At 68.3% G+C, this 13,554-nt stretch carries 9 protein-coding genes and 1 riboswitch; of the genes, 4 read left to right on the plus strand and 5 right to left on the minus strand.

Annotated features, from left to right (window positions below):
* The first annotated feature begins 12 nt into the window (after positions 1-12).
* From WG903_RS10685 to WG903_RS10695, 3 genes are all read left to right on the plus strand, one after another.
* A complete protein-coding gene (locus WG903_RS10685) occupies positions 13-4,656 on the plus strand; it encodes a hypothetical protein (protein ID WP_340075090.1) in 4,644 nt (1,547 codons plus the stop codon).
* A gap of 105 nt (positions 4,657-4,761) precedes the next feature.
* A complete protein-coding gene (locus WG903_RS10690) occupies positions 4,762-5,337 on the plus strand; it encodes a GspH/FimT family pseudopilin (RefSeq protein ID WP_340075092.1) in 576 nt (191 codons plus the stop codon).
* A 10-nt stretch (positions 5,338-5,347) separates the two neighbouring features.
* Entirely contained in the window at positions 5,348-5,869 is a 522-nt protein-coding gene (locus WG903_RS10695; protein WP_340075094.1) for a GspH/FimT family protein, read from the plus strand.
* Here WG903_RS10695 and nrdR read toward each other — a convergent pair.
* The 3 genes from nrdR to WG903_RS10710 form a co-directional block, all read right to left on the minus strand.
* Positions 5,866-6,315: a transcriptional regulator NrdR gene (gene nrdR / locus WG903_RS10700; RefSeq protein ID WP_340075096.1), complete on the minus strand. Its 450-nt coding sequence runs from the start codon at positions 6,313-6,315 to the stop codon at positions 5,866-5,868. The genes WG903_RS10695 and nrdR overlap by 4 nt on opposite strands.
* 9 nt (positions 6,316-6,324) lie before the next feature.
* On the minus strand, positions 6,325-7,569 hold the full coding sequence (gene glyA, locus WG903_RS10705) for a serine hydroxymethyltransferase (RefSeq protein ID WP_340075098.1): 1,245 nt from the start codon (positions 7,567-7,569) through the stop codon (positions 6,325-6,327).
* Between the two features lie 22 nt (positions 7,570-7,591).
* A riboswitch (ZMP/ZTP riboswitch) is annotated at positions 7,592-7,702 on the minus strand.
* 26 nt (positions 7,703-7,728) lie between these two features.
* Positions 7,729-8,550, minus strand: coding sequence for a lytic transglycosylase domain-containing protein (locus tag WG903_RS10710; protein ID WP_340075100.1), 822 nt, complete (start codon positions 8,548-8,550; stop codon positions 7,729-7,731).
* Positions 8,551-9,393: 843 nt separating this feature from the next.
* Here WG903_RS10710 and WG903_RS10715 point away from each other — a divergent pair.
* Entirely contained in the window at positions 9,394-12,018 is a 2,625-nt protein-coding gene (locus WG903_RS10715; protein WP_340075102.1) for a DUF349 domain-containing protein, read from the plus strand.
* Position 12,019: 1 nt separating this feature from the next.
* Here WG903_RS10715 and WG903_RS10720 read toward each other — a convergent pair whose 3' ends face one another.
* Both WG903_RS10720 and WG903_RS10725 read right to left on the minus strand, forming a co-directional pair.
* Positions 12,020-12,775, minus strand: coding sequence for a M90 family metallopeptidase (locus WG903_RS10720; protein ID WP_340075104.1), 756 nt, complete (start codon positions 12,773-12,775; stop codon positions 12,020-12,022).
* Entirely contained in the window at positions 12,775-13,554 is a 780-nt protein-coding gene (locus tag WG903_RS10725) for a UDP-2,3-diacylglucosamine diphosphatase (protein ID WP_340075106.1), read from the minus strand. Before WG903_RS10725 ends, WG903_RS10720 begins: the two co-directional genes overlap by 1 nt.

Below are 13,554 nucleotides of genomic sequence, written 5' to 3' on the forward strand. Positions count from 1 at the left end.
GTGGAGTCCTCAATGAAAAAGCTCAATTACATCTTCGTGCTGCTCGCGTTCGTGCTGATGGGGTATTCCTCCGGCCTGCGCGCGGACGACACGGACATCTACGTGTCGGACGGCGGGACCAACGGCGTGCCGAACGTGCTGCTCGTGATCGACACGGCCGCCTCCTTCTCCGCCGATGCGTCCTCGTGCACGTTCGGCACGGGCGGCTCGCCGATCCCCAACGGCAAGGCGGCGGGGATCGAGATCTGCGCCCTGGTCGATGCCATCAACGCGCTGCCGAACGGCTCCGTGAACATCGGCATCATGACCACCAACAGCAACAACTACGCGAACGACGTGCGCAGCACGAGCGACGTCGCGTTCCACGAGACCTGCCCCAGCGGCGCAGGCGGCTGCCTCGTGCGCAAGCTGACGCTGATGAATGCCGCCAACAAGGCCAACCTGATCAACTTCATCAAGGCCTGGGACGTCAGCGGCCAGAGCTCGTCGACGGTCTTCAACGCCAAGGCCAGCACCAGCCACACCGGCGGCATGATGCAGGAGGCCTGGGCCTACTACAACGGCAAGATCGGCCAGTCGGGCAAGGACTACGGCGGCACTTCCGTCCTCGCCTCGGGCTGCCAGAAGAACTTCATCGTCTTCATCGGCAATGCCTTCGGCAACTCGGGCACGCCGGGCGACGGCAACACTTCTCCGTATTCCGACAGTTACGGGCTGGGCACGGCGTACGTCGGCGCCAGCACCGCGCAGAAGACGAAGATATCCGAGAACGTCGTGTTCAGCGGGCCGACGTGCAATGCGCCGACTTCGGCACTGTACGCGTCGCCGCAGACGGTCATGGTGCCGTCGACCAACACCAGCGACTGGTCGGAGAACTGGGCGGATGAATGGGCCCGCTACATGTACCAGCAGGATGGCGGCACCGACACGATGCAGGGCATCCAGAACATCACGACCTACACCATCGGCGTGCTCGACCCGTCGAACGCCTGCAAGGGCGACTACCCCGCGCTGCTGACGACCATGGCGAAGTACGGCGGCGGCAAGTACTTCCGCACGGGCAATGCCACCGAGATCACGACGGCGCTGGAAACCATCCTCAACGAAGTGCAGGCGGTCAACAGCGTGTTCTCCTCGGCCAGCCTCCCGGTGTCCGTGAACGCCGACGGCAGCTACCTGAACCAGATCTACCTGGGCATGTTCCGCCCCGACGCCACCGGCAACCCGCGCTGGCTCGGCAACCTGAAGCAGTACCACCTGGTCAAGAACGCCTCCGGCGCGCTCGTTCAGGGTGACTCGAAGGACCAGCCCGCCATCAACCCGACCACCGGCTTCATCTCGCCGACGGCGGTGAGCTTCTGGACGAAGAACAAGGACACGAGCACTTTGCCCGACTCGGCGGGCGGCTTCTGGAAGAACGCGACGGCTTCGCAGGGCACGCTCGTCAGCGCGTACGACAACCCCGACGGCGAGGTCGTCGAGAAGGGCGGCGTCGGCCAGCAGCTGCGGTGGGAGGCGCTGACCGCCGACTACACGGCGAACGCCCAGACCACGTCGAACCCGCGGCGCCTGTACACCTACTGCCCCACGGGGTCAACCTGCAACGCGTCCCTTACCCACTCGTCGAACATCTTCTCGACGTCGAACGTCGACATTTCGTCGGCGGCTTTCGGCACCTCGTCCACGCTCAACGTCGCATCGATCGTGCGGACGGGCACGACCGCGCTGGTGACCACCAGCGGCAACCACGGCTTCACCGCGGGGACGACGCAGGTCTCGATCAGCGGCGCTTCGCAGTCGGATTACAACGTGACGCAGGTGATCAGCGCGCCTTCGAGTGCGACGACATTCACGATCACCGGGCTGCCCGACTACCCGACGACGCCTTCGACGGCGACCTACTCGGTTTCCTCGGCGGCGAGCGGATCCGTGAACATTTCGGCCATGAGCCGAAGCACCAACGGCGGCGCGGTGAACACCGAGACGCTGACCGTGACGACCTCGGCCGCCCACGGATTCACGACCGCCCAGACGCTGAAGATCACGGGTTCGAACCCGTCGGACTACGACATCACCGCGGTTCCTGTCACCGCGAGCGGCTCGACGCTGACGTTCAACGTCACGATCACGCCGACGGCCACGGCGCAGAACGTCTACCAGGCCCAGGTGAGCACGTCGGCCTATCCGTCGATCTCGAACGCGTCCCTGACGAACCCCTCGCAGGGGAACATCGACGGCACGACGAGCACCACCCACAACCTCCACGTGGGGCAGACGGTGGTCGTCAGCAACGCCAGCGACGGCAACGGCAGCAAGTACCCGGGTACGTTCACCGTGTCGGCGGCGAACGCCGCCGCGAAGACCTTCTCGTTGACCGGGGGTCCCACCAACCTGAAAAACCAGGGCGGCGTGACGGCGACGATTGGGGTGGACAGCACGAACAAGACGATCGCGACGCTGGGGCGCACCACCACCACCGCCACGACGGCGAAGGCCACGGGCCTGCCTTCCGGCTGGTTCGGGGCGGCCATCGGCGACACCAAGATCGTCAACATCACTAAGGCTTCCGGGACGCAGCCCAACGAGACCGCGTACGTCACCAACACCAGCAACGTCACGATCACCTGCACGACGTCGGGCTGCACGGAGTTCACGTACCCGATCACGACATCGCCCTCGACGCCCATCACCGCCACGTCGGCGACGGTGGGCATTTCCGGCACCAGCGCGGCGACGATCGGCGCCGGAGGCATCACGCGCAGCGGCGCGAACGCCACGGCAACGGCGACGCTCACGGCGGGCAGCTTCACGTCCGGCCAGCAGGTCACCGTCAGCTCGGCGTCGACGCTGTCCACGGAAGCCGAATACCTCGGGACGTGGACGACGAGCAGTGCCTGCTCGACGATCGGCGGCACCTGCACGCTGATGCGCACGGTGACACAGACGCCGGCCGTGACCGCGACCGGCACGATCAAGGTCTACAGCGGCTCGACGCCGCCGGACCGCGACACCATGATCCGGTGGATTCGCGGCTATGACAACTACGGCGGCGAAAACGGCCCCGGCGGGACCATCACGGTCCGGCCGTCGATCCACGGCGACGTGCTGCATTCGCGACCGATGGTGATCAACTACGGCGACGCCGCGCGCGGGATCGTCGTCTATTACGGCGCGAACGACGGCGTGTTCCGCGCGGTCAACGGCAACCAGCTGACCGGCAACATCAACGGCGTGGCGCCCGGCGGCGAAATCTGGGGCCTGGTCCTGCCCGAGCACTACGGCCTGTACAGCCGCCTGCGGCTGAACACGCCGGAAATCAAGTTCCCGTCGACGATCCTGCCGTCGGCGCAGGCCAAGGACTATTTCGTCGACGGCCAGACGTCTTCCTACCAGCGCCTGAACAGCGACGGCTCCGGCACCATCTCGACGGCGTACATCTTCCTGTCGATGCGCCGTGGCGGCCGCTTCATGTACGGCTTGGACGTCAGCCAGCCGGCGTCCCCCAGCGTGATGTGGAAGAGGAGCAGCGCCGACACCGGCTTCGAGGAAATGGGGCAGAGCTGGTCCCGCCCGCGCGCGACCATCCTCGCCAAGAGCGGCCTGGGCACGGCCAACCCGGTGATCATCTTCGGCGCCGGCTACGACCCCGCGCAGGACAGCGAACCCCCGGCGACGAACACCATGGGCCGGGGCATCTACATCATCAAGGCCAGCGACGGCTCGCTCGTGTGGAGCGCGAACTCCACCTGCACGACCTCGGCGACCTGCCGCAACGTGCCGGGCATGAAGTTCGCCATCCCTTCGGACATCGCGTTCGTCGACCGCGACGGCGACGGCTTCACCGAGCGGCTCTACTTCGGCGACACGGGCGGCAACGTCTGGCGCGCCGACATCGCCGCGGCCGACTCGGCGGACTGGACCGTCACGAAGCTCGCGAGCCTGGGCTGCGATGACGGCGCCGCGCCGGCGCCGTCGTGTTCCGACGGCAAGGCCCCGCGCAAGTTCTTCTTCCCGCCGTCGGTGCTGTCGATCGGCCAGTCGGGCCAGAGTGGCGCGTACGACGCGGTGTCGATCCCCTCCGGCGACCGCGAACACCCGTTGAAGAACACGGCTGCCGGTACCTCCTACGGCGTGTCCGACCGTTTCTTCATGATCAACGACCTGGGGTCCGTTCCCGGCACGCCGGTCACGAGCAACGTGACGCTGGGCACCATGGCCAACTCGACCAGCACGCCTTACAGCGGCACGACCGCGACCACGTACCCGAACGGCTTCTACATCAACTTCGCGGTGGGCGAGAAGGGCGTGAACGCGCCGCTCGCGACGAACGGGATGGTGTTCTTCGCGACCAACCGGCCGGTCGATCCCGACGGGCAGTGCAAGGCCAACCTGGGCGAGGCCAAGGCCTACGCGGTGAGCCCCTTCCTGGCGACGACCACCACCAACCTGATCGTGGGCGGCGGCCTCCCGCCCAGCCCGGTGGCGGGCCTGATCACGGTTTCCACCAACAACCCGAACAACCCTTCGGAAACCACGGAGGAGAAGTTCTGCATCGGGTGCGCAGCGGTGTGCACGTCCTGCTCCTCGCTGGAGAACAGCCCGCCGGTCAACGCGGTCCCGAAGAACCTGAAGCGCACCTACTGGTACAAGAAATAGCGTCGGCGCCCGGCCGGTTTAGCCGGCCGGTGCGAAATCCTTCGCAGGAAATCGCCTGAACAGTTCGGCGCGGGAACGATGGGGTGACCCCTATCGTTCCCAGCCATGAACACGCACCAACCCAACCCCCTCCGCGGCCGGCGCCACGCGCCCGGCTTTACCCTGGTGGAACTGATGGCGGTGCTCGCGGTCGCGAGCATCTTGCTGGGCGCCGGCTTGCCGGCGTTCACCGGGATGATCCGCTCGGTCAAGTTGACGACCGCGACGAACGACTTGTTTTCCGGCTTCCTGCTGGCGCGCAGCGAAGCCGTCAAGCGCAACTCCCGCGCCGTGGTGTGCAAGTCCATGGACGGCGTTTCGTGCTCGGCGACGGGCGGGTGGGAGCAGGGCTGGATCGTCTTCCACGACGCCAACAACAACGGGCTGCGCGACGGGAGCGAGGAAGTCATCTCGCGCATGCAGGCCCTGCCGAAGGACCTGCGCCTGTCGGGCAACCTGAACGTCGCGAAGTACATCTCCTACCTGCCGAGCGGCGAAACCAAGCTCGTGTCCGGCGCGTTCCAGGCGGGCACCATCACGCTGTGCCACCCGTCGCTGCGCGGCGGCGAAGCCCGCAACATCGTGATCAACGCCTCCGGCCGGCCGCGCGTGCAGAAGGCCTGGGTCGCCCAGTGCGCCTGACGGGTTCGCCATGAAAAAGCTCCTCGCCGCAGTTGCCCTCGCGTGCGCATTCCAGGCCACGCCCGTCCCGGCCCACCTGAACGCCATGCTCGAGTCCGTGCAGGTGTCAGCCGCTTCCTTCGGGTTCGCGGCCGACCTGAAGCTCGCGCGCACCGAAGCCATCCGCCGCGCCAGCCGAGTGGTGCTGTGCAAGTCGGCGGACGGCGAGCGGTGTACGGCCGCCGGTCCCTGGTCGCAAGGCTGGATCGCGTTCGACGATGCCGACGGCAACGGGGTGCGCGGGCGGGGCGAGAAGATCTTCGTGCGCGAGCGGCCCTTCGCGGCCACCTTGCGCACCGTCGGGAGTTTCAACCTCGTTCACGCGGTCGCTTTCGGTCCCACGGGTGCCGCGACCTTGGTGGGGGCTGCAACGCCGACGAGCGCGCTCACCATCTGCCGCCAGACTTTCGAACGCACGGAGGGCACGCGCGTGACCCTGGAAGCCGGGAAGTCGCCGCAGCTGCGCAGCGAACGCCACGCGGCCTGCGCCTAGCGGCGGACTTCGTCCACCAGCGTCTTGAAGTCGTCGATGTCCTCGAAGCTGCGGTAGACGCTGGCGAAACGCACGTACGCCACCTTGTCGAGCTTCTTGAGTTCGCGCATGACGAGTTCGCCGATGCGCGAGCTGGGGACTTCACGGGCGCCGAGGTTCAGCAGCTTCTCCTCGATGCGCTCCACGGCGCCGTCGATCTGCTCGGTGCTGACCGGGCGCTTGCGCAGCGCCAGGTTCATCGAGGCGCGCAGCTTGTCGCGCTCGAAATCGATCCGCCGGCCGTCCTTCTTGACGATCGCGGGGAAGGTGACGTCGGGCCGCTCGTAGGTGGTGAAGCGCTTCTCGCACCCCGCGCACTGGCGGCGCCGCCGGATGAAGTCGCCGTCTTCCGCGACACGCGTCTCCACCACCTGGGTGTCGGTGCTGCCGCAGAAGGGGCACTTCATCGCATCGCCTTACTTGTAGACCGGGAACTCGCGCGTGAGCGCGGCGACCTTCTCGCGCACCTTGGCGATGTTCGCCTCGTCGTGCGGGTTGTCCAGCACGTCGGCCACGAGGTTGGCCGTCATGCGCGCCTCGTTTTCCTTGAAGCCGCGCGTCGTCAGCGCGGGCGTGCCCAGGCGGACGCCGCTCGTCACCATCGGCTTTTGCGGGTCGTTGGGGATCGCGTTCTTGTTGATCGTCATGTGCGCCTGGCCCAGCACCGCCTCGGCTTCCTTGCCGGTGATGCCCTTGGGACGCAGGTCCACCAGCATCACGTGGCTTTCGGTGCGGCCGCTCACGATGCGCAGGCCGCGCTCGGTCAGCGTCTGCGCCACGACCTGCGCGTTCTTCGCGACCTGCTGCTGGTAGGTCTTGAATTCGGGCTGCATCGCTTCCTTGAACGCCACGGCCTTGGCCGCGATCACGTGCATCAGCGGCCCGCCCTGCAGGCCGGGGAAGATGGCGCTGTTGATCGCCTTCTCGTGTTCGGACTTCATCAGGATGAAGCCGCCGCGCGGCCCGCGCAGGCTCTTGTGCGTCGTGGAAGTGACGACGTCGGCGTGCGGCACCGGGTTGGGGTACACGCCTGCGGCGATCAGGCCCGCGTAATGTGCCATGTCCACCATGAAGACGGCGCCGACGTCCTTCGCCACCTTGGCGAAGCGCTCGAAGTCGATGCGCAGCGCGTACGCGGAAGCGCCCGCGATGATCAGCTTGGGCTTGGACTCATGCGCCTTGCGCTCCATGGCGTCGTAGTCGATGGCTTCCTGCGCATCGAGGCCGTAGGAGACGACGTTGAACCACTTGCCGCTCATGTTCAGTGCCATGCCGTGCGTGAGGTGGCCGCCTTCGGCCAGGCTCATGCCCATGATGGTGTCGCCCGGCTTGAGGAAAGCCATGAAGACGGCTTCGTTGGCCTGCGCGCCGGAGTGCGGCTGCACGTTGGCGGCCTGCGCCCCGAAGATCTGCTTGATGCGGTCGATGGCCAGCTGCTCGACGACGTCGACGTTCTCGCAGCCGCCGTAGTAACGCTTGCCGGGGTATCCCTCGGCGTACTTGTTCGTGAGCTGGGTGCCCTGCGCGGCCATCACGGCGGGCGACGCGTAGTTCTCGCTCGCGATCAGCTCGATGTGGTCTTCCTGGCGCTTGTTTTCGGCCTGGATGGCGGCCCAGACGTCGGGGTCGGTTTGCTCGATGAGGAAGTTGCGGTGGAACATGCGGCAGTCCTTGGATGGATGGATTGGCTGCCCAGGCGCACGGCGGATCACCGGCCTCGGAGCCGGCGGTACGCTTCCCAGTGGAGCTCCACGTCAGCGCACGATGCGCCTATCGCCAGTCGCGTACACCGCAAAGTGTACCGGACCGGCGATTTCCCCTCAGGAGACGACGGCGACCTTTTCCTCGGCCGGCGGGGCGACGGGCTGCTCCGGCTCGGCCGGGGCCACCGTACGCAGCACCGGCGCCGGTTGCGGCAGCGGCACGTGGCGGCCGGAGGCGACGAGCTTCAGGCGGGCGTGTTCAGCCAGCACCTTCTCCACATAGCCGCCGTCCTCGCCGCTCAGGGCGGCGCCGACGTAGAACTTCAGGCCGGCCTCGATGCCGCCGGCGCGCTGGATGCACTCCTGCAGCACCTTCACGCCCACGCGCAGGTTGGTCACCGGATCGAAGGCGGCCAGCTTGCCGCCGAAGTTCTCGTACTTGTCCTTGTGCACGCCGGTCATGACCTGCATCAGGCCCTGGGCGCCCACCGGGCTCTGGGCGAAGGGGTTGAAACCGGATTCGACCGCCATGACCGCCAGGATCAGGGTCGGGTCCAGCTTGGCCTTCTCGCCGATCTCGTAGGCCTCGGACACGAGCGCGCTGAGCGGCTCGGGGGCCACCCGGTACTTCTTGCTCAGCCAGTAGGCGACGGCCGCTTGCTGCTTGGGCAGCCCGCGCGGGTCGGTGGCGGTGGCCCGCTCGATGGCATCGAGCTGGATCGGCATGCCGACGGCCGCCTCCTGGCGGGCATGGAGCCAGTCGCGCAGGCGGGTCTCTCCCGCGTCCCTCAGGTCGGGGCGGGCGAACAAGGTGGCCGCGAGGCACACCGTGGCCAGGCCCACGAGGGCAAAGCCGTTGTGCGTGATTTCGAAGAAGCCCTGGGCCACGTCCGATGCGAAGCACCGGATGCCCTGAACCGTCTTTCCTAACGCTGTCATAGCACTTCCTCTCTCGCGCGGGGCCGCACCGCAATGCCGCTTTTCGCGGTCATCACAGGTCGGTCCCTCGTTTTGATTGGGTCGCCGCCGGAAGGGGCGAGGCCTTGTTCTCGGGGCTCTCGCCGGATACCTTCCGCACAAGCCGGGTTCGGCAGCGGGTTCGGGTTGTCCCTAGTACTTTTGCTGGGGACGGCGAATTCTAGGGGCCTACCAAATATCAGGTCAAGAATATGGAGTTACGTTTATATACTCTGGATAACCAGTGACAACCGGATTTTGGCGCCCGGGCGGGAATTTCGCCTGTCCGGAAAGCGCCCAAGTCCGCGTCGGAACTGCCTGACAGGGCGCCGGGCCTCCGGAGCTGCTATCAAATAAGGAGCGCACGGCGGACCGGCCCATGTATCCAGTCTTAAGTATTCGTCCGGACTGGGTAGCCCAACCTAGACACGGGTTCGGCCGTTGTCAATGCAGCGCGCCCAATCGCGCCTTGTGCCGCCATTGAAAAGCGTTCCTTGAAAAGAAGGCGCCGCTCCCCTAACTTGTCAGAGCCCGAGGGATCGGGCAAAAGCCGGTAGGGCCTTCCGTCCGGGAGGCAGCCCCGGCCCCACTTGGAGGCAATCTCTTGCTTCCGTCGCGAACGGGGACGTGAAACCTCCCTGATCGCGAACCCAAGGCGGCGCAGGACTCTTCGTCAGCCGCCGAGCCCGGCAGGCGCCCATGGCGGCTGGCCGGGCTTTTATATTGGCGCGCTCCATCGGCGTGCCGCTGCGGCTGGGCATCGATCCCGGCGAGAATAGCGATTTGCCGCGCGTTTTCGCGCGTGCGTCCATACGGTATTTCCTCGTGACCCAGGCCACCCTCAAGAACAATGACACCCGCGCCCTCGACGAACTGACGGGCGGCGCCTTCTCGGCACCCACTTCCGGCGAACGCAGCTCACGCGTGCGCGACTGGCTCGCGACCAACCCGAGCCCCGAGCAGATGCAGGAGGTGTTCCGCGAACTCTCCGCCCGCGACAAGGGCGCCGCGAAGCTGCTGCGCGAGAAGCTCGACGAGCTGCGCCGGGCGCGCACGCAGGAGCACATCGCCACCGAATGGAGCGACAAGGCACAGGCGCTTCTGGCGCAGCCGCGCCTGAACATCGCCGACGCGCTGGCGTGGCAGCGCGACGCCGCCAAGGCCGGCGCGCCCCTCAGCCGCGAACCGCTGGCGACGGTGAAGGCGCAGCTAGCGGACCGCGTCAAGGGCATCGAGGACCTGCAGCACCGCGTGCAGGTGCAGCGCGAAGCGGCCGTGCTGCTCGCGCAGCGCATCGAGGTGCTGTCGACGAAGCCCTGGCAGGACGCCGTGGCCGCGGCCGACGCGCTCAGCAAGGACGTGCCCGAGTGGCAGGCGCAGGCGCAGGCGCTGCAGGCCGATGCCAACTGGGCCAGCGTCGACAACAAGTTTCCGCCCTTGCTCGACTCCTCGCGCCAGCAATTGCAGGTCGTGTGGGATGCCTTCCAGGGCGCCGTCGCGCAAGCGCAGGGCGCCGCGCAGGATCCTGCGGCGCCGCTGCCGCCCGTGCCCGTGTGGGCCGACGAATTGCGCGCCGCGCGCGGCGTCGCAGTCGAAGCGCCGGCCAAGCCGCCGAAGCCCAAGGTGGACCCCGAGGTGCGCGAGCGTGCCAATGCCGCCGTGCGCGAAGTGCTCGGCAAGCTCGAGCAGGAGATCGCGCAGGGCCACGGCAAGGCCAGCGCCGGCGCCGCCAACGCGCTGCGCGCCGCGCTGAAGGAGCACGGCAGGCACGTCGACGCCACGCTCGAGAGCCAGGCGCATGCGGCGCTGGGCGCCGCGAGCGAACTCGAAGGCTGGCAGCGCTGGCGCGCCGACCAGCTGCGCCAGGAACTCGTCGCCAAGGCGGAAGACCTGTTCGAAAAGCCGGCACCGGTCGAAGGCCAGGAGCCACAGCCGCCCAAGCCGCGCTTCGGCGGCCGCAAGATGCAGGAACAGCTGCGCGCCTTGCGCGAGCAATGGAAGCAGGTGGACCAGGGCGGCCCGCCGAACCACGGCCTGTGGCGCCGCTTCGACGAAGCGTGCAACGCCGCCTACAAGGTCGTCGAGGAATGGCTCGACAAGGTCAAGGCCGAGTCGGCCGAGCACAAGGCGCAGCGCGTCGCGCTCATCGACGAAGTGAAGGCGTGGGCGCAAGCGAACACGACGGCGCTCGACGGCGACTGGAAGGGTTTCGCGCGCATCCTGCAGCAGTTCGACATGCGCTGGCGCGAAGGCGGGCACCTGCCCGAGAAGCTCTTCGCCGACATGCAGGCCAAGTGGAAGGAAGCGATGCAGGCCGCGCGCGCGCCGCTGGAGGCGATGCAGAAGGAAAGCCTCGGCCGCCGCGACGCGATGATCGAAGAGGCGAAGGTGCTCGGCGCCGCGCCGCAACTGCGCATCGACGCCGTCAAGTCGCTGCAGCAGCGCTGGCAGGCGGAAGCGCAGCAGGTCCCGCTCGACCGCCGCCACGAACAGAAGCTGTGGGACGCGTTCCGCAAGCCCATCGACGAGGCGTTCCAGCGCAAGGGCCAGGAGCGCGATCGCGCGGCCGCCGAGCTGAGCGAGCGCGACCGCATGGTGCTGGACGCGTCCAAAGCCCTCGAGGCCGCGAACGCCACCGGCGACGCACAGAAGATCAAGACCGCGATGGCCGGCCTGGAGGCCGCGTTGAAGGGCCAGGCGCAGGCGCGCGCCGACGTCGCAGCCGCGGCCGATGCCGAACAGGCGGCGGCGCCCGTGCCGGCGCCCGAAGCATCCGCGGAAGGCGAAGCGCCGGCCGCGGAGCAGCAGCCCGCGCCTCCCAAGGCCAAGCCGCGCCCGCTCGTCGCGATGCGCGGCGACGATCGCCCCGGCATGAAGAAAACCGAGCCCGCGGCGCCCGCGCGCGGCGGCAAGTTCGGCGACCGCAAGGGTGCGCCGGCGGGGCGCTTCGGCGACCGCGACCGCCGCGGCGGCGAGCGCGAAGACCGCGGCCCGCGCCTGGGCGATGCCGCCTTCCGCGCACAGCGCGAAGCGCTGGAGCACGCGCAGTTCGCTCTGAAGAAGCTGGCGGCACAGGCGCACGGCGAAGCGCTGACCCAATTGATGACGGCGTGGGAGCAGCGCTCGGCCGAGCAGTTGCCCAGCCAGCAGGAGCTGGGCAAGGCGGTCGCCGGTGGCACGCGCGCCGCCTGGGGCAAGGTCCTGGGCAACGCACCGTCCGGCGATGCCGCCGAAGCGCTCTTGCGGCTGGAAATCGCCGCGGAAACCCCGACGCCCGCCGAGCAATTGCAGGCGCGCCGCGCCATGCAGCTGCAGCTGCTCACGCGCCGCAGCGACCCGTCGCCCGCGCAGACCTGGGCCGAGGACACGGCGCGCGTGCTCGCGACCGCCTACGACGCGACGAACGCGCGCCGCCTGCAGAACGCGCTGAAGGTGCTGATGCGCCGCTGATTCAGCGCGCGCCGAAGAAGCCGTCGAAGAGTTGCGCCAGCGCGGCGTGCTCCGCGCGGAAGCGCGCGGGCGCGACGAAGTAGGCCTCGCTCGCGACGGCGAAGAACTCGTCGATGGCTTCCGCGCCGTAGGGATCGAGCCACGTCTCGTCGCCGCCGAAGCGCTCGGCGACGATGACCTTCTCGCGGAAGGCTTCGTATTCCCTTTGCATGACTTCGAGCCATGCGCGCCGCGCGGCGGCGGTCGGCAGCGGCGGGCAGCCGTCCGGGGCGCCGTCGCGCATGTCGATCTTGTGGACGAACTCGTGGATGACCACGTTGTAGCCTTCGTGCGCGCGTTCGCCGGCGCCCGAGACGTCATGCCAGCTCAGCATCACCGGCCCGCGATCCATCGCCTCGCCTGCGATCACTTCCTCCCAGTCGTGGACCACGCCGGTCTCGTCCATCGACGACCGCCGCGCGACCACTTCGTCGGCGTGCACCACGATGCCGACGAAGTCGTCGTACCAGTCCAGGCCGAGGTGGAGCACGGGCAGCACCGCCTGCGCCGCGATGGCCACGGCGACTTCATCGGTGATGACGAAGCCGCGTGCGCCGTGGAATTCCTTCCGGGCGAGGAACTCGCCGGCCAGTTGCCGCAGCTTGGCGACGTCCGCGGCAGGGCGTTCAGACAGGAAGGGACAGCGGGCGAGGGCGGACTGCCAGAGCGCGTCGGGTATCTCGCGGCGCGCCGGTCGCCTGCGCAGCCAGCCGAACATCAGGCCAGGGTGACGCGCTGCGCGCCCCACACGTCCACACGCAGTACCTCGCAGCGCGGCGGGGTGGCGGCCAGGTCCCAGTCGGCCAGCACGATGCGGGTGAGGCCGCGGCCCAGGTCGTGCTCGCGCGGCTGGTGCGTGTGGCCGTGGATCATCGTGCGCGCATCGGCGGCCTCCAGCCACTGGGCCGCGAGCGTGTCGTCCACCGTGCCGTAGTCGGGGCTCGGGCCGGCGCCCTTTCGCGACTCGCTCTCGGCGCGCATGGCGCGGCCGATCGCCAGCCGCTCGGCCAGCGGCTTGGCGAGGAAGGCGCGCTGGTAGGCGGCGTCGCGCACCTGCGCGCGGAACTGCATGTACTTCGTGTCGCTCACGCACAGCGCGTCGCCGTGCGTCAGGAGCCAGCGCGCGCCACCGAAGGTGAAGACGGTCGGGTCCTCGAGCAGCGTGGCGCCGCACGTGCGCATCAGGCCATCGCCCATGAGGAAGTCGCGGTTGCCGTGCATCACGAACACCGGCAGGCGCTTCGCGGCCGCCTGCAGGACCGCCGCGCAATCCGCCGCAAAGCCCGGCTCGTCGACGACGTCGTCGCCCACCCACACCTCGAACAGGTCGCCCAGGATGAAGAGGGCGTCGGCGCGCGACGACGCCATGAAGCGCCGCCACGCATCGAAGGTGCGCGGCTCGGAGGCCTGCAGGTGCAGGTCGGAGATGAACTCGATGCTCTGCCACGCCGCCGGCGCGGCCAGCTCCGCGATGCGTGGCAGCGCCGTGGGGTCCAT

Source organism: Ramlibacter sp. PS4R-6 (assembly GCF_037572775.1).
GTDB lineage: Bacteria > Pseudomonadota > Gammaproteobacteria > Burkholderiales > Burkholderiaceae_C > Ramlibacter.